We start from the raw sequence: 17,043 nt of genomic DNA on the forward strand, positions 1-17,043 counted from the left end.
GCGATGCTATGGTTCATTCGTTTGGCCCTCTTGTTCGGCGCGGAATCGTTGCCGGCTGGAGGAGGCATAGTCCGGGGGCCCGAGCATGGCATTTACTCTGCCTCGCCTGCCTTTGCTCGCGAACCTGGAAGGTTACCGCGTCGGATGGCTACGCAACGATATCTCCGCCGGACTTGCAATTGCCGCCGTTGGCCTTCCCAGCGCCATCGCCTACCCGGCCATAGCCGGACTGCCCGCCGAAACCGGCCTCTATGCCAGCATCACGCCGCTCATCGCCTATGCGGTCTTCGGCCCGTCGCGCCAGCTCATCGTTGGTCCGGACGCTGCCACGATGACCGTGTTGGCAGCGGTTCTGACAACGGTATTCGCTACATCCGGCGCGACGGTCGACCGCGTGACAGCAGCCGCGCTGCTGGCGCTGATCGTCGGCATCCTATGCCTGATTGCGCGCCTTGTACGGCTCGGGGTGCTGGCGACCTTTCTGTCACGCCCGATCCTGACCGGCTTTTTCGCCGGCATCTCGCTGTCGATCCTGGTTGGGCAGATCAAGCGCTTTACCGGCGTCAATATCGAGTCCGAGGGCTTGGTATCACCTGTGCTCGAACTCCTGCGGCAAGCCGGTTCGATCCATTGGCCCACCCTGGCGTTCGCCTTGGCCTGTTTTGCACTCTTGCAAGTGGCCCGCATCTATCGCTCGCCCATACCTGGCCCGGTAATAGTCGTTTTTTTGGCTGTGCTGCTTTCCTTTCTCTTTGACTTCGAGGGACACGGAATGGCGGTCGTCGGCGACATACCGCAAGGGCTGCCGTCGCTCGTCCTGCCGCGCATTGGGAACCTGCCGATTGATGCCTTGCTGACCGGCGGAGCCGCCATCTTCCTCGTCAGCTTCGGCTCCGGTGTCATTGCCGCGCGTAGTTTCGCAACGCTCGGCGGCTACCGCGTCGATCCGAACCGTGAACTGACGGGCTTCGGTGCGGCAAACTTCGCCGCCGGGCTGTTCGGCACGTTTCCGGTCACGGCTTCGGATTCCCGCACCGCCGTCAACTTTGCCGTCGGCGGTCGTTCACAAATCGCAAGCCTGGTCGCGGCCGCGACCCTCATGGCGGTGCTTGTGTTTCTCGGCAGCGTTCTGCGCATCCTGCCGATCGCCGCGTTGGGTGCGATTCTCGCGGCAACCGCACTCAGTTTGATCGACCTCGAAGGCCTGAGGCGCATATGGCGCGTCAACCGGATCGAATTCGTATTCGCTCTGATCGCCTTGTGGGGACCGATCGGGCTCGGCGTCTTGAACGGCGTGGTCATCGCCATTGCCGCAACGCTGATCTATCTGCTGCTGCAGGCCATGTATCCGCACGACGCCCTACTCGGCAGGATTCCTGGTCGGGACGGCTTCTATAAGCTGCATCGCGCACCGGATGCACGTCCTGTGCCGGGCTTCGGCGCCTGCATGGTCCAGGACAGCCTGCTTTTCTACAATGCGGACTATGTGCGGGAGCGCTTGACGGCCATTGCCGACGAATTGCCGCCGCCGGCCCATTGGCTGGTCATCGATGCCAGTGCGATCCCCCAGATCGACAGCACCGCCGCCGAGATGCTCGGGGAACTGGCCGACGAACTAAAGGCGCGCGACATTGCGCTCGGCCTGGCGGAATTGCACACGGATGCCCGCGCCCTCCTCGACCGGGCGGGCATCATCGAAAGAATTGGCCCGAGCATGGTCTTCGAGGGCATGGAGGACGCGCTCGACGCCTACGAGGCCCGATACGGCGAAGGTAAGACGGCGGACGGGGAAATCACTGCGAACTCCGACGCCATGAAAACAGCGCGCAGTATCGAAACGGGAGGGAACGATGGGAAAACACGAAGGCAAGAAAAAGAATAAGGAAAAGAACGGCGCCGCTGCCGAAGCAGCGGCATCAGAGGAACGATCATCCAGTGGTTACGCCAAGGAACTCGCCCGGCTGCAGGAAGAGATCGCACACCTGCAGGCCTGGGTTAAGAAGACCGGCGCCCGCATCGTCATTGTCTTCGAAGGACGCGATGCCGCTGGCAAGGGCGGCGTGATCAGGCGGTTTACCGAGCGCGTCAGCCCCCGTGTCTTCCGGGTCACGGCCCTGCCCGCGCCAACGGAGCGGGAAAAATCGCAGATCTACATGCAACGCTACATTCAACACCTGCCGGCGGCCGGCGAAGTGGTGATTTTCGACCGGTCCTGGTACAACCGCCCGGGCGTGGAACGCGTCATGGGCTTTTGCTCGGATGACAGCGCCCGACGTTTCCTCGAACTCGCACCCCGCTTCGAAGCGGCAATGGTCGAAAGCGGCATCGTCCTGCTGAAATACTTCCTCGATGTCAGCGAGAAGGAACAGGAGCGCCGGTTCCGTCAACGCATCGCAGACCCGTTGCGCCAGTGGAAACTCAGCCCGATGGATGTCGAATCCTATCAGCGCTGGTGGGACTACACCCGGGCCTATAACGAGATGATCCGCATGACGGACACGGAGTATGCGCCCTGGTGGATTGTACCGTCAGACGACAAGAAGCGGGCGCGGATCAATTGCATCTCGCATATTCTCGCCTCGATCCCCTATGAGCGCGTGAAGTTTTCCGAACCGGACCTCGGCAAGCGCCAGAAGCGACCGGACGGCTTCGCAGACGACGATCACATTCGCAGAACCGTACCTGACGTTTTCTAAGGCTGATAAGCCCGCGCCTTCTGGCGCGGGCTTACAGAAACGGTTGAGCGTTCCCTGATAGTAGGAATGCGGAACCACCGATGCCGGCGGGTCATTCGACACCGGGTATGGTCGCGCCTAAAGCGCGTCGCGATCTTTCAGATTCGCTCCTTGCGCTTTAAGTTCTTGATATTTCAAATGTCGTTGTCGCAAAACCGCTGCGCACTTTTGCGCGACAAGCTTCAGGCCTTGTCCGGAGCCCAGTTCAGGAAGAACCCGACATCGCCGGGCACACCGCCCGGAAAGTTGATGATCATCGCCTTCAGCTTATAGCCCTGCGGCTTGCCGTATGTCTGATAGCGATCGAAAAATTCCTTCGCCTTGCCCTGCAGGGTCTGCGGCCAGTCACGGTCAGCGCTGTTGATGGCGCGTCCGCTATCCGTGCAAAGCTCGGAGGGGAAGCTATAGACCAACGCCTCGAATTTACCGGCCTTGACGGCGTTTGTGACAAGGCGGCGGACGATACCAATTTCCTCTTCCGTCACATGTTCTTTGAGAAAATCAGCGGCAAAGTCGGCATGCTTCTGTTCTTCGAGGGCTTTCAGCCGCCGCTCCTTGTCCATCTCCTCCATTTCGCGCTGGAGCATCTGCTTTCTCAGATCTTGGGCGCTTAAGGGCTTTGCGGTCGGGTCTAGATCTTTTTTCTCAGGCATCGTGTCGATCCACTTCAGGCAAATGGGAACACTGTGGCGGGGCACACGCTTGCCGTGCGCCGTATGCCAAAGACGTCCCGCAGGTACATCCAAGGGAACCCGATCGGCATACCAATCCGGGGACGAAGCATTTCGAATTCGAGCCGCTGCCTGTCCGAGGGCTCTCTATTTATTGATCTTTCTCACCACCAAACGGAATAGCCGATGCGGGCCAATCCCCCACAAGGCTATCCTAAAATACTACAACCGCAAGAGGACGGTGACAATTCGGAATGAGCGATGATATTCACGCGGAACTCCAAGACAATCACGTTTCACCGCCACATTTTCAACCACCGAATACGCCCCTGCTACCGATTGCCTGCGATAGCTCGTGCCCAGACGGAATGCCAAGTATCTGCAGCAGCTTCGGGTCGCTCTCGCTGAGGCGGCCCTCGATCCATCGTTTCGTCCAGTCGTAAGCTTCGACGTAGAGCTCGGAATGCCGGCTCCAGTCCATGAACCCGATTGCGCTCGAAATTGGCGGGGAGACGAGCAGGTCGCATTCACCGAGCATGACTTCTTCCGGCCTGTGGGCCAGCACGCTCGCCGTGATCACCTGGATCACGCTCGGGACCTTCGGCAGGTTGGCACGACCGAAGGGTGTGAGCATCCGCACCGCCAGTTCGGACGCTCCCGGAATACTGTCATAGTCGACATGATGCTTCCGTGGTCCGTCGGATCCCAGGCTCGCGACCACATTGGGGCCGGTTTTGAGTTCTTTCATCTGCTCCAGCGGCAGATTGTTCATGATGGCCCCATCGACAAGCATATCGCCTTCGGCCGTAAAGAACGGCGGCAGGACGCCGGGGATCGAGCCTGACGCCCTGACAGCCTGCCAAAGTTTTCCCCGGCGATGGACATGCGCCTGCCGGCTGCTGAGATTGGTCGATAGAGCGAAGAACGGAAGCCAGAGGTCCTCGATCAGAACGTCGCCATATTCCGCGTGCAGCGTGCGGTCGAGCACCTTGTGATCGAGCAGCGCATATTGCGGCAAGGTGAGGCGACGAAACGCGCGGCTCTTGACGAAGATGAGGTGTGTTCCCCGATCGATGGCGTCGGCGTCCAATCCGCTGGCGAAGCCAGCCATGATAGCGGCTCCGGAACTGGTGCCGCCAAGATAGTCGAAGGACGCACCCGCCTCGACGAATGCCTTGTAGACACCGATATGCGCGCAGCCGAGCGAGCCCCCGCCGGCAGCGACAAAGCCCCTGGCCTTACCTGAGAGGAAACGGGCCAGACGTTCGACATCCAACCGATCTTCCAGCGAAACGTGGTGATGCTGGCGAACGCCGGGCCGTGCGTCGAGCCAGGCGGCAGTTCCGGTAACCGTTGCCGCGCGCGTCCGGTGAACAAGCACAAGCCGAAGGTTGGACGGCGTATGGACCGAGAGCGCCAACGCCTCGCAGGGGCTGAGGCCCGGCGGGTCGGATGCATCGGCAAACAGCAGGACGTTGTCAGCCTGGCGGATACACACACGCGTCCAGTCGCTTGGCTCGTCATCGGCGACATAAACGATGATATCCGCCTTGATCTCGAGATGGTTCAGCCAGTCGAGCACCGGCTGATCGTCGATCGGAAGCCTGGCGAAGCGGTCTTCGAGATCCCTTCGCGTCAGGAACACGGCCCGCTTGTCCGCAGCAAATGCGGTACGGAGCTGTGCGATGAAATCAGGGGAAATACGACTGCTGCCCGCAGGAACGATCGCCAGCGTCCGAAGCCTGCAGGGATGCTTGGTATGCGCCGGCGCTGGAGACTGCATGGCGAACCGGCGCGCGAGAAACGTCGTCACCGACTGGCGCAGGCTGGGCAACGCCTTGGCAGCCCTCTCGAACTGGTCGTCGCGAATCTCGAGTACGATGGAATCACGCGCTGCAATCACGGTGGCAATACGGGGCAGCGCGGCAAAGAAGCCGACCTCACCGACAAGCTCGCCCTGGCCGATCTCGGCGACAGGCTGGGCAGTTCCCTCCCGGTGCACCGTGAAGCGGCCCGACAGAACGACGAAGAACCGGTCCGAGCGGTCTCCCTCACGAACGAGAACTTCGCCGCGGCGCAAGATCCTGCGATCGGAGTTGGCGGCCAAAGCCTCCAATGCGGACAAAGACGTCTGGTCGAACAACAGCGTCGCCGATAGCAATTTGGCAGCAAGGGAACCGGTGGAGTCCATCGAACCTTCCTTGATACAGCGTCTGTCGACTTTAGCGGTTTCGGCAGGAATTGCCGAACAGATTTGGTGCGATCCGCCATCGACCAGGAGCGCGCTGTGCTCAAACCGTCCACGCGCGGCGCGTTCGGCCATCGTGCCACAAATTATGAGATAAATGGCGCAATATATTGTTTAGATAGGTATATTCTATTTTTCGGTGAGGCCGATCGCTGCCATGCGGACGAGAAGCAGCACGCTTCCGGCGCGCCAGAATCTTTCCCTGCATAACGCTCTGTCGGCCTGGGATTTGACGAGAATGAGCTGGGATAACGATCTCGTACAGCAATCGATAATATCTATAAACATCAGAATAGTATCGTCGTTAACTCATGCAAATTGATAACTTTTCGAGATGACCGGGCGCTCGATCAAATCGCGTGAAGGTCAATCCTAACGCCTGGCCTGGGTATTGCTCGCCTCGTCCCGTGGTTCGACGTCCGGCCTTTGGTGGGGCATGGCCCGCGCCTCGATGGAGCCGATGACGAAGAGGACAGAGAAGGCGGAGGCAACTGCAAAACCGGCAACAACCCACTGACCGAAGCCCACCGCAAGACCGATGGCCCCCGCGAGCCACAGGCTGGCGCCAGTCGTTATCCCTGAACTTCACCCCTGGAAAGCACGATGGTACCGGCGGCGAGAAAGGCGACGCCCGCCGTCACCGCTTCCACAACCCGCAACGGATCGAGGCGGACGCGATCGTCGAAGAAACCCCCGAGACGGACGCTTTCGAGCGAGATGATGCCGAAGGTGCAGGCGGCAAGGCAGACGAGCATATGGGTCTTGAGCCCCGCCGGCCGCGCCTTTGCCTCGCGCTCGAAGCCGATGACGGCACCTAAAAACAGCGCACCGAGGATGCGCGCAAATATGACGGGATAGGGAATCTGTGAAGGCGGGAACAACTCGGCAGTGATCTGATCCATGCGGAACCAACGCGAAGCCTTCGCATTGGTTCCGCATGATGGCGTCGCGCCTCACCCAGTGCGCGGTCGCCAGGAGCGGCCTGTCCCCACCCCGCTCCGAAGCGTAGCCAGGCGCTTAGTTTCCGAGCGCCGCCAAGGCGGCATCCAGGCGCTCCTGCGCCTTCTTCGGATTCTTGGCAGCCTTCACGGCGTCAAGGTTGGCAGGAGCGTCGCCGACCTGGACAACGCCGATCATGCCCATGCCGTAGTGCGGCGTGCATTTGACGGCGTAGACCCCGGGAGCGGTAAAGGTCACCTTGTAGTTTTCATTGATCTTGCTTTTGAAAGCTTCGGCGCCATCCGGGATCATGCCCTTGATGGATTCGACATTGTGCCCCTTGTCGGTCGGGATGAAGGTGACCGTGTCGCCGGGCGCAACTTTCAGCGACGCCGGCTCGAACACCATCGCACCGTCCTTGCCCTTGTTCAGCATGTGCACTTCGAAGTCTGCGGCGGCTGCAGGTGCTGCGACAAGCATTGCCGCGATGGCGATACCCAATCCGCTCTTGATTGCATTCAACATCGTCTTCTCCATTTGAGCGACCAGCCCGTGGCTCGGGTTGTTCGAGCAGAGAAATAGGCCCGCGCTGCCCCCTCTACTTTGATGCGCGTCAAATTCGCAGCGCTTTTCTAACGCTCGTTGACAATACATAGGATTCCTATACTAATGACACCATGAGCAACGAACCTGGCAATACACCCACCTTGGTCGGCCGGATTGGTGACGGGCTATCGCGCGTGGCAACGGCCATGCGCAGCGAGGCCTGGACGGCCGCCGAGGCGATCGGCCTCAATCCGACGCAATTGCAGATACTTACCTTTCTCGTCGCCCGCGACCGGAGCGGTATGCGCGTCAAACAGATCGCCGCCTATCTCGGCGTCAGCCAGCCGACGACGACGGATTCGGTCAATGCGCTCCTGCGCAAGGGGCTTGTCGAGAAACGGGCCGACCCCAACGACGCGCGGGCCCTTTCAGTGGCCGTGACGCTGCAGGGCGAGGCCGCGGTTCGCCAGGCCGGTCAACTGGCATCGGCCACGGAGGACGCCATCGCGAGCCTCTCCAAGCTTGAGCAGGAGGACCTGCTGATGCATCTCGTCAGGATCATCCGCCGCCTGCAGTCGGCTGGCGCCATTCCGGAACAGCGCATGTGCGTCAACTGTCGCTACTTCCGCCCCCATGTCTACGACGATCCGAAGGCACCGCACCATTGCGCCTTCGTCGATGCCGCATTCGGGCCGGCGGAGTTACGCGTCGACTGCGGTGAATTTGAAAGCGCCGACGATGCGGACCGGGACGCTGCCTGGCGGGTTTTCAACCGCGGCGCGGCCTGAAATGAGAATGAAAGGAAACACACGCGCCGGCAGCCGAGCCCGGCGCAAGACCGAGCGAGCGGCCATGCTCTCGCCACCAGCTTCAACATCGGAGCCCGCGAGCACCGTTCTCAGTACCGCGAGCGGGTGCCGATGATGTCGGCGCCGGTCCGACGACTGCCATCGGCGGACCGGCAATTTTCTCCCTCCACGCAAATAGAAAGAGAAAACCATGAGCAGAATTAATCTAGTTGACCCCAATTCGGCAACCGGCGCCAGTGGCGAGTTGCTTGGCGAGATCCGCTCCGCCTTCGGCATCGCCCCCAACATGTTCCGGGCGGTCGCCAACTCGCCGGCTGCCCTTGCCAGCATGTGGGGTTCTTTCGGCGCGCTCGGAAACGGCCGTCTCGGCGCCAAGCTCGGCGAGCAGATCGCCGTTGCCGTCGCCGACCGCAACGATTGCCACTATTGCCTGGCCGCCCATACCGCGCTTGGCCGCAAGGCCGGGGCGACCGCGGAAGAAATGGCGAATGCGCAACGGGGCAAGTCGTCCGACCCGAAGACGGCGGCGGCGTTGACCTTCGCCCAAAAACTCGTCGAAGCACGCGGCCACATCACTGATGCCGAAGTGCGGGCGCTGCGTGATGCCGGTTACGACGATCAGGATGTCGTCGAGATCATCGCCCATGTCGCGCTCAATCTCTTCACGAACTACATCAACGTCGCGCTTGCCGTACCGGTCGATTTCCCCGGTGTGAAGCTCGTTCGCGAAGCGGCCTGACAAGGCGGCCGGACGGCAGCGCCCGTCCGGCCATCTCCGGAGATGACAATGAACAGCAACTATCGGATCGCCGCCCCGGAACTCGCCGTTTCGACCTGGTTCAATACGCCTGCGCCCTTCAGCCTCGAACGGCTGCGCGGCCGGGTCGTTTTCCTCCATGCCTTTCAGATGCTCTGCCCCGCCTGTGTATCGCACGGCCTGCCGCAGACTCAGCGCGTCAAGACCGTCTTTCGCGAGACCGACCTGCAGGTCATCGGCCTGCATTCCGTGTTCGAGCATCACGCGGTCATGACGCCGGACGCGCTCAAGGCCTTCATTCACGAATACCGCCTAACCTTCCCGATCGCCGTCGATCAACCATCGGATGAAGGGCCAATACCGAAGACGATGGAGCGCTACGGCATGCGCGGCACGCCAACAGCGATCATCATCGGCCGTGACGGTCACGTTGAACATCATCGCTTCGGGATCGAAGACGACATGGTCATCGGCGCCCGCCTTGCCACGTTGCTCGCCGCGCCGATCCCGAATTTCGCCGCAGCAGGTCCGGAAACGCTCGGGTGCACGAGCGACGGCTGCTCGGTCCCCGACACGCATGATGGACGCCGCTAGAGGAGACGGATGATGACTGCAAAGAAGGCCGTTGCCGTGCGGCACGTGCATTTCGAAGACCTTGGCACCTTTGCGGCTCCGCTGCACGCGGCAGGGTTTGATATCGAGTATCGAGATGTCGGCGATGCAGACTATCTTTCGTTCGATCCGCCCGAACCGGACCTTCTCATCGTGCTCGGTGGCCCGATCGGCGTCTATGAGGATACGACCTATCCTTTCGTTGCGGACGAGGTCGCGATGCTGCAAGCGCGTCTTGCTGCCGATCGGCCGACCGTTGGCATTTGCCTGGGTGCGCAACTGATCGCTCGAGCGCTCGATGCTCGCGTCTATTCCTCCGGCATCAAGGAGATCGGCTTTTCGCCGCTGAGCCTCTCTGCTTCAGGCCTCGCCTCACCTCTCCGTCATCTCGCCGACATTTCCGTGTTGCACTGGCATGGCGACACCTATGACCTGCCGCCCGGCGCTGACTTGCTGGCGTCGACGCCGCAGATCGCACAGCAGGCTTTCATGCGTGGACGGAAGGTCCTCGGCCTGCAGTTTCATCCTGAGGCTGAAACGGGTGCTGCCTTCGAACGCTGGTTGGTCGGCCATGCCTGCGAATTGGCGGCAGCAGGATTGAGCGTGCCGGATCTTCGTGCCGATGCCCAGCGCTTCGGCCCCGGTCTGAAGCGCGCCGCCGCAGCGATGATTGGCGATTGGCTGGAGCAGATCGATGATTGATCGGCAGCCGATCACGCTCGACGCCTTGCTCGTCGGCAGCCTCGCGCCGATCGACGATCGGGGAACCCTGAGCGGTATCGACAAACATCCGCTGGACGGCGCCGTTGAGCTCTGTGCCACTGGCTTTTCCGGCGATCATCAGGGCGATCTCAAAAGGCACGGCGGTGTCGACAAGGCCGTACATCACTACCCGCGGGATCATTATCGGGCCTGGACGGACGAAATCGGCTTCATACCGCTGTTAAAACAGCCGGGCGCCTTCGGCGAAAATCTCTCGACCCTGGGCCTGACGGAGGGCGATGTCGCGGTCGGAGATCGGTTTCGCCTCGGCGGCGCCCTTCTGGAAGTGAGCCAGGGCCGGCAGCCCTGCTGGAAACTGAACCGTCGCTTCGGCTTGCCCGACATGGCGCGGCGCCTTCAGCAATCCAGCCGCACCGGCTGGTACTATCGCGTCATCGAAGCCGGACTGGTTTCGGCCGGCGAGCGAATGCACCTCGTCGAGCGCCGTCATCCCGAGTGGACGATCGCCCGGCTCTGGCACTTTCTCTACGTCGATACGCTCAATCGCCACGCGCTTGAAGAGATCGCCAATCTTGCCATTCTCCCGTCTAGTTGGCGGGACTATGCGGCCAAGCGCCTGCAGACGCGCATGGTCGAGGACTGGTCGCGGCGTCTCGATGGTGAAACCACGCCGGTCAATGGCTAGCAGCGCCGCGGACGGTCGTTACCGGCCTTCGCTGGATTTTTGCCACGGAAGCGACACGTCGGCCGCTTCGCTCAGGCTTCAGCAGCATGCCTGCAATCTCTTCGGCGACGAAAATCGCGTGATCGTTGACCTGTGGCAGGCCCATGAGTTCACCGAAGGTACCGCGCGCCAGCGGTCCGGCAACGATCAGCGATGGCTCAGCCGTGCCGTTCACCCCGATCGCGCGGCTTGCCTCGTCGCAGGCGAGCCCCAAACCCACGTCATCCAAACGTAGCCATCCCTGTGAAGCAAGGTCTGCAAGCCAGCCCTGGCTCGAGAGGATGCCGGTATGGGCCGGGCCGGTCGTCACCACACAGGCATCGAACAGCAGGCGCTCCCGGTGACCGGTGTGTCGGTGACGGATATCGACGGCGATGACATGACCGCGTCTCTCCACCTCCTCGATCGAAGCTCCGAGAATTCGGAGCCGCCCTTGCTCCAGCCCATGCAGGATCCTTCCATCGATCTGCGGCGCCACGCGAAAACGGTGAACGTCCCAGAAGGGACGCAGATGGCGCACGAGGCGGCGGCGCTCCGCCACCGGCAGGGCCCGCCAGATCTGGCCACCCTGGCTGCGAAGCGCGTCGAAAACCCCATGCCAGTTCGTACCGATGTCTGCCGCGTCCTGCACGGCACGTCGGACCCGCTTCAGTAGTTCGAGCGCGGTTCGCACCGGGTCGCTGGTGAAATCGCCGAACGGCTCCTGGGGCACTGCGGCATGGCCGCGTGACCGCAAGCCCCGGCGTGAAAGGGCGACGACCGGCCCGCGATGGTCGGCGAGCCCCAGCGAGGCAATCACGTCGGCTGCCGTCAGCCCGTTTCCGACGACAAGGACGTGATCATCGGTGCGGATGCAAGCCAAGGCACCTGCGACCGTGGAATCGGTCACATAGCGCGGGTGGCCGTCAAGTGCCTGATCCAGGCGCCGGGGGGCACAGGGCGCCGGATGGGTGGTGGCGATAACGACGATATCGGCCAGCAGTTCGGTGCCGGCTGAGCTACTCAGACGCCAACGATCCCCGTGGCGCTCGATATGCGCGACACGTTCGCGCCGATGCTCGACCCTTCCACTTTTCAGGAACGGTGCGACGAACTCGCAGACGTAGCGACCAAAGACCGCTCGGCGCGGATAGAGATTGCCATCGACCGCCAGAGCCTCGGGATCGCTGCGCGGTTCACCTTTTGCAGCCATCCAGTTGAGGAAATCGTCGGGATCATCGGGGATCAGGCTCATGCGCGCGGCCGGCACATTGATACGGTGCGCAGGATTGTCCGTGTCATAGGCGAGGCCCGCGCCGAGGCGCGCCCGCGGCTCGAAGACGATGATGCTCGCGCCGTCGCTTGCTGCGTTCCGCGCGAGATTTGCAGCGACCGCCGCACCGGTGAAGCCGCCGCCGACGATTGCGATCACGGTTCGGCGCGTCGGTCCTGTCACGATTGGGAAACCTTCAGTTTCGGACGATGATCGCCGGCAATCGTCTCGCCAAACGGCCCGGTGTTGATCGACGCTTCGCGGGCCGGAACCGCATGGGCAAGCGGCAGGTTCGGCAGCACCAGTTCACCGAAACGATAGGCCTCCTCCAGATGCGGATAGCCGGACAGGATGAAACTATCGATGCCCGCCTGACGGTATTCCTCCATGCGAGCCTTCACCTGGTCGGGGTCGCCGACAAGGGCCGTGCCCGCGCCGCCGCGCACCAGGCCGACCCCGGCCCAGAGATTCGGAGCGACTTCAAGTTTGTCCCGTCGGCCGCCATGCAGGCGGCTCATGCGGCTCTGACCAACCGAATCCATACGCTCGAACACCTTCTGTGCGGCGGCAATCGTGTCGTCATCGACATATTGTATCAGTTCGTCAGCCGCCTGCCATGCCTCCTTGGCGGTTTCGCGCACGATCACATGAAGGCGGATGCCGAAGGTCACGTCCCTGCCCTCGGCATCGGCGAGCGCACGAACTTCGGCAATCTTCCTGGCAACGTCCTCGACAGGCTCGCCCCAGGTCAGGTACTTGTCGATCGTGCGCGCCGCCACTTCCTGGCCCTTGCCTGAGGAGCCGCCGAAATAGAGCGGCGGATGCGGCTTCTGCACCGGCTGGAACAGGAGCTTCCCGCCCTCGATATCGAAGTGGTTTCCCTTGAAATCGACTTCTTCGCCGCGAAGCACGGCTTTGTAGATGTTGAGGAACTCCTCGGTCAGCTCGTAGCGCTCGGTGTGCGAGAGGTGGATACCGTCGCCCTTGTTTTCGATCGGGTCGCCACCGGTGACGACGTTGATCAGAAGCCGCCCATTCGAGAGCCGGTCGAGCGTCGCCGTCATGCGCGCCGCCAGCGTCGGTGATAGAAGGCCTGGCCGCACCGCAATCAGAAACCGCAGTTTGTCCGTGAGCGGCGCTAGTGCCGAGGCTACCACCCAGCTGTCTTCGCAGCTGCGCCCCGTCGGGATGAGAACCCCGTAGTAGCCGAGCGAATCGGCCGCTTGAGCCACCTGCTTCAGGTAGTTGATATCGACATTGCGGCCGCCGCGCGCTGTGCCGAGATAGCGGCTGTCGCCATGGGTCGGCAGAAACCAGAGAACATTGATCTTTTCGGGGATTTTTACGGGCGCAGTGTTCATCGGCAAATGCCTCCTCGTAAGTTCGTTTCGGCAGCCATGATCGCCTTGCCGACTGCAAAAAACATAAACTCTATAAAATTTATTGACAATCAAAAATCAGGCTATCATTTTTGATGCGAGGAAAAATTTTTCTCGTATCGCCGGTTTGCGATCGGGAATTAGGCGAAATTTTCGAGGGACTGGCCATGACGATCGCGCTCGCCGCATCTCCAGCATTCGACGCAAGTATTCCAACCAGCAACGGCTACGAGCCGATCACGGCGCCCGCCCTCAAGGTGGCGATGCGCAATTTCTCAGGGGGCGTCTCCGTGATTACTGCCGGCATCGGGGACGACCGGACGGGAGCTACCGTCACCTCGGCGACGGCGTTGTCGGTGGACCCGCCGACCATGATCGTCAATATCAACCGGACGTCTTCGACCTGGCCGATCATCCAGCGCTACCGGCATTTCTGCGTCAACGTCCTCTCGCGAGAGCACCAGAGGGTGGCGGAGCGCTTCTCCGGCCTGGATGGAGCCAAGGGCCCTGCCCGCTACGAGGGAGCCGACTGGGTTCGGCTGGCAAGCGGCGCGTCAGCGTTGAGCGGGGCATTGGCCGCGATCGACTGCGAGGTTGAGGAAATCATCGAGCGCCACAGCCACGCCATCATCCTCGGCCGGGTCGTGGCGATCAGCGCGGGCTCCGGCGAGCCGATCGTCTACCACAACGGCCGCTACGGCGGCCTTGATCTCTAGCCTCTCGGCAAGGCCCCGGCAGGCGCACGAAGCTGCGCCGAAACGGCTCTATTTTGGAATGGGACCACTGCGGTTCAGAGAAATGCGGAAATAAATTATCTATATAAAATCCACCTTTTTAATCAGCATTGTGATGAGGCTCCGCAGCGGGGCCAGGACCCAACCGTTGAGGAGCACACAATGACGATCCGCAGACGCACCCTTCTTGCCGCAAGTGCGGCCCTGCTTCTGGCCAGCCAGGCCACTTTCCCCGCTCACGCCGCCGAAACGACGCTGACAATCGGTTACCAACCGATCGTCGAGCCGTCTCGGGTGCCGCAGGCGGATGGCACCTACGAAAAGGTCACCGGAGCCAAGATCGCCTGGCAAAAGTTTGATGGCGGCGCCGACGTGATCGCCGCGCTCGCCTCCGGGTCGATCGACATCGGCTATGTCGGCTCGTCGCCGCTCGCCGCTGCCGCCAGCCGGCAACTCCCCCTCGAAACCATCTTCGTCGTCGGACTGATCAGCGAAGCCGAGGCCCTCGCCGTCAAGGGCATCGACAAGCCGGAGCAGCTTGCTGGCAAGAAGATCGCGACCCCCTTCGTTTCGACGGCGCATTACAGCCTGCTCACGGCCCTGAAACACTGGAACATCGATCCGAAGTCGGTCGAAATCCTCAACCTTCGCCCCCCGGAAATCGCGGCTGCCTGGCAGCGCGGCGATATCGACGGCGCCTATGTCTGGGATCCGGTGCTCTCCGAGATCAAGAAAACCGCGACCGTGCTTGCGACCTCGAGCGACGTGGCGAAATGGGGAGGTCCTACCTTCGATGCCTGGATCGTCAGCAAGAAGTTTGCCGAGGAGCATCCGGATGTCGTGACCGGCTTCGTCAAGGTGACCGGCGACGCCTATGCGGATTACCGCGCAAGGCCGGAAAGCTGGAACGCCGGTTCGCCGCAGGTGGAGAAGATCGCCCGCCTCACCGGTGCAAAGCCTGAGGAGGTGCCGAACCTGCTCAAGGGCTACTATTTCCCTTCGCTTGAAGAGCAGGCAGGTTCCGATCTCTTGGGCGGAGCGACGGCCAAGGCCATCGCCGAGACCTCGGCCTTCCTGCTTGAGCAGGGCAAGATTCCCGCGGTGCTTCCGGATTACACGCCCTACGTCTCCGCCCGATGGGCGCAGGAGGCAGCGAAGCTCTCGTTCTGAGACCCGCCCCGTTCGATAGCTCGCCCGTCTCAAAGAGCCGGGCGAGTGTCCGACGTGCCACCCAATATGGAACAGCAGGATGTCCGTTCTTTCCCTCGAAAAGGTCACGCTGCGTTATGCAGCTTCCGACAGCAGGGCCGCCCCTGTTCTCGCTTCCATCGACCTCAAGATCGCCCGCGACGAATTCGTTGTCGTCATCGGCCGCTCCGGCTCGGGTAAGACCAGTCTTCTCAATCTGGCGGCTGGCTTCGTGGCGGCAAGCAGCGGTCAGGTCTGCGTCGATGGCCGGCCAGTTGCGGGTCCGGGTGCAGATCGGGCCGTGGTTTTCCAGGACGATGCGCTCTATCCGTGGCTGACCGCTCTCGACAATGTCGCCTTTCCGCTTCACCTGCGCGGCGTTGCGAGGCCGGAGCGGCTGGAGAGAGCGCGGAGCCTCCTCAACCGGGTCGGTTTGCCCGATGCGGCGGACCGACACGTCTGGGAGCTCTCCGGCGGCATGCGCCAGCGGGTCGGTATCGCCAGGGCGCTTGCCTCAGACCCGAAGTTCCTGCTGATGGATGAACCGCTCGGCGCACTCGACGCACTCACGCGCAGCCGGATGCAAGGGTTTCTTCTCGATGTCTGGCAGAAGAGCGGCGTCGGCGCACTCCTGATCACCCATAGTATCGAGGAAGCGCTTCTGCTCGCGACCCGCATCATTGTGCTCGCGCCTAATCCCGGGCGCATCGCCAGCGAGATCGCAACCACGTTCGGTCGTGATCTTCTGACCGGTGTATCGCTCGCCGAGATACGCAGTTCGCCTGCGTTCCGGCGCTTGCATGACGAACTGACCGCTCTCATCCATGCCGAAGACGAAGGGATCGCCGCATGAGCCTCTCGATCGAAAGCGCCCCGTCGACGACGCATCAACCGCGGGGCATCGTCGAGCAACCGGAACGGGGCACGACGAGATCGCCGCTACCGCTCGCCTGGATATCCCTGGCGACGATCGTCGCGTTGCTTGCCCTTTGGAGCCTTGCCTCAAGCTATGGTCTCGTCTCGACGCTCTTCCTGCCCTCGCCGCTCGCCGTCTACAAGGCTCTGCAAAGCCTCGCCGTCACAGGCTTTGTCGACGCGACCCTCGCCCAGCATGTAGGCGCCAGCCTTCTGCGGATTTTCGGGGCTCTTGCAGTCGCAATCCTCCTCGGCGTGCCGGGCGGTATTGCCATCGGCACAAGCCGGCTCGGGAAAGGCATCCTCGATCCGATCGTGGAATTCCTGCGCCCCCTGCCGCCGCTCGCCTATTTGCCGCTGGTGATCATCTGGCTGGGAATCGGCGAGGCCTCCAAGATCGCGGTCATTGCGCTCGCAATGTTGCCGCCGATCATTCTGTCCACGGCGACCGGCGTCAAATCCACCTCGAGCGATCACATCAACGCGGCCCGCGCCTTTGGCGCGTCGCGGCTGCAGGTGCTACGCCACGTCATCCTGCCAAGCGCCCTGCCTTCGGTCCTGACCGGGACCCGGATTGCGCTTGGTGCAGGCTGGTCGACGCTGGTGGCCGCCGAACTTGTCGCGGCAACGCGCGGCCTCGGCTTCATGATCCAGTCTGCTGCCCAGTTTCTGGTGACCGATGTGGTGATCGCCGGCATTGTCGTTATCGCGGCCGTCGCTTTCGTCTTCGAGATAACGGCGCGCCTGCTCGAGCGATGGCTGGTACCGTGGGCGACACGACGCTGACGCCCCGGGAGATCGCGTTGTACCG

At 62.1% G+C, this 17,043-nt stretch carries 16 protein-coding genes and 1 pseudogene; 11 read left to right on the top strand and 6 right to left on the bottom strand.

The features are described 5' to 3' along the window. Positions 1–85: 85 nt before the first annotated feature. Positions 86–1,882 (top strand): SulP family inorganic anion transporter, encoded by a 1,797-nt coding sequence (locus ACN9MO_RS23080; RefSeq protein WP_113133761.1) that lies wholly within the window; start codon positions 86–88, stop codon positions 1,880–1,882. After that, positions 1,851–2,696, top strand: a complete 846-nt coding sequence (gene ppk2 / locus ACN9MO_RS23085) for a polyphosphate kinase 2 (RefSeq protein ID WP_113133760.1) — start codon at positions 1,851–1,853, stop codon at positions 2,694–2,696. Before ACN9MO_RS23080 ends, ppk2 begins: the two co-directional genes overlap by 32 nt. A 221-nt stretch (positions 2,697–2,917) precedes the next feature. Here the strand turns inward: ppk2 and ACN9MO_RS23090 are convergent, their stop codons facing one another. The 4 genes and pseudogenes from ACN9MO_RS23090 to ACN9MO_RS23105 all read right to left on the bottom strand — a co-directional run bounded on the left by ACN9MO_RS23090 (position 2,918) and on the right by ACN9MO_RS23105 (position 7,118). After that, the gene (locus tag ACN9MO_RS23090) at positions 2,918–3,388 is read right to left on the bottom strand and encodes a hypothetical protein (RefSeq protein WP_057252140.1); all 471 of its coding nucleotides are present in this window, start codon (positions 3,386–3,388) and stop codon (positions 2,918–2,920) included. 328 nt (positions 3,389–3,716) lie between these two features. Then, a complete protein-coding gene (locus tag ACN9MO_RS23095) occupies positions 3,717–5,597 on the bottom strand; it encodes a patatin-like phospholipase family protein (protein WP_162733741.1) in 1,881 nt (626 codons plus the stop codon). A 429-nt stretch (positions 5,598–6,026) separates the two neighbouring features. Next, a pseudogene (locus ACN9MO_RS23100) lies at positions 6,027–6,556 on the bottom strand (MgtC/SapB family protein). A 115-nt stretch (positions 6,557–6,671) separates the two neighbouring features. Next, positions 6,672–7,118 (bottom strand): pseudoazurin, encoded by a 447-nt coding sequence (locus ACN9MO_RS23105; RefSeq protein WP_082615927.1) that lies wholly within the window; start codon positions 7,116–7,118, stop codon positions 6,672–6,674. Between the two features lie 152 nt (positions 7,119–7,270). Here ACN9MO_RS23105 and ACN9MO_RS23110 point away from each other — a divergent pair, with 152 nt between their 5' ends. The 5 genes from ACN9MO_RS23110 (at position 7,271) to ACN9MO_RS23130 (ending at position 10,725) form a co-directional block, all read left to right on the top strand. Next, positions 7,271–7,927: a MarR family winged helix-turn-helix transcriptional regulator gene (locus ACN9MO_RS23110; RefSeq protein ID WP_057252137.1), complete on the top strand. Its 657-nt coding sequence runs from the start codon at positions 7,271–7,273 to the stop codon at positions 7,925–7,927. A 211-nt stretch (positions 7,928–8,138) separates the two neighbouring features. Beyond that, on the top strand, positions 8,139–8,687 hold the full coding sequence (locus tag ACN9MO_RS23115) for a carboxymuconolactone decarboxylase family protein (protein WP_057252136.1): 549 nt from the start codon (positions 8,139–8,141) through the stop codon (positions 8,685–8,687). Between the two features lie 48 nt (positions 8,688–8,735). After that, the gene (locus tag ACN9MO_RS23120; RefSeq protein ID WP_112997240.1) at positions 8,736–9,299 is read left to right on the top strand and encodes a redoxin domain-containing protein; all 564 of its coding nucleotides are present in this window, start codon (positions 8,736–8,738) and stop codon (positions 9,297–9,299) included. A 12-nt stretch (positions 9,300–9,311) separates the two neighbouring features. After that, positions 9,312–10,019, top strand: a complete 708-nt coding sequence (locus ACN9MO_RS23125) for a glutamine amidotransferase (protein WP_057252135.1) — start codon at positions 9,312–9,314, stop codon at positions 10,017–10,019. Then, complete coding sequence (locus ACN9MO_RS23130; RefSeq protein WP_057252134.1) at positions 10,012–10,725, top strand: MOSC domain-containing protein; 714 nt, start codon at positions 10,012–10,014, stop codon at positions 10,723–10,725. Before ACN9MO_RS23125 ends, ACN9MO_RS23130 begins: the two co-directional genes overlap by 8 nt. Here ACN9MO_RS23130 and ACN9MO_RS23135 read toward each other — a convergent pair. Further along, positions 10,715–12,199: an FAD/NAD(P)-binding protein gene (locus ACN9MO_RS23135; protein WP_244495663.1), complete on the bottom strand. Its 1,485-nt coding sequence runs from the start codon at positions 12,197–12,199 to the stop codon at positions 10,715–10,717. The genes ACN9MO_RS23130 and ACN9MO_RS23135 overlap by 11 nt on opposite strands. After that, complete coding sequence (gene ssuD / locus ACN9MO_RS23140; RefSeq protein WP_057252133.1) at positions 12,196–13,377, bottom strand: FMNH2-dependent alkanesulfonate monooxygenase; 1,182 nt, start codon at positions 13,375–13,377, stop codon at positions 12,196–12,198. The genes ACN9MO_RS23135 and ssuD overlap by 4 nt, the downstream gene beginning before the upstream one ends. Before the next feature lie 185 nt (positions 13,378–13,562). On the opposite strand from ssuD, the gene ACN9MO_RS23145 reads away from it, so the two are divergent. From ACN9MO_RS23145 to ACN9MO_RS23160, 4 genes are all read left to right on the top strand, one after another. Then, complete coding sequence (locus ACN9MO_RS23145) at positions 13,563–14,111, top strand: flavin reductase family protein (protein WP_082615924.1); 549 nt, start codon at positions 13,563–13,565, stop codon at positions 14,109–14,111. Positions 14,112–14,291: 180 nt separating this feature from the next. Continuing rightward, positions 14,292–15,299 carry a taurine ABC transporter substrate-binding protein gene (gene tauA, locus ACN9MO_RS23150; RefSeq protein WP_057252132.1) on the top strand — a complete coding sequence of 336 codons (1,008 nt, stop codon included), beginning with the start codon at positions 14,292–14,294 and terminating at the stop codon, positions 15,297–15,299. Between the two features lie 79 nt (positions 15,300–15,378). Then, positions 15,379–16,170 carry a taurine ABC transporter ATP-binding protein gene (locus tag ACN9MO_RS23155; protein WP_112997242.1) on the top strand — a complete coding sequence of 264 codons (792 nt, stop codon included), beginning with the start codon at positions 15,379–15,381 and terminating at the stop codon, positions 16,168–16,170. Then, on the top strand, positions 16,167–17,018 hold the full coding sequence (locus ACN9MO_RS23160) for an ABC transporter permease subunit (protein ID WP_113133758.1): 852 nt from the start codon (positions 16,167–16,169) through the stop codon (positions 17,016–17,018). Before ACN9MO_RS23155 ends, ACN9MO_RS23160 begins: the two co-directional genes overlap by 4 nt. The last annotated feature ends 25 nt before the right edge of the window (positions 17,019–17,043 follow it).

This window comes from Ensifer sp. R-19, assembly GCF_049905105.1.
GTDB lineage: Bacteria > Pseudomonadota > Alphaproteobacteria > Rhizobiales > Rhizobiaceae > Ensifer.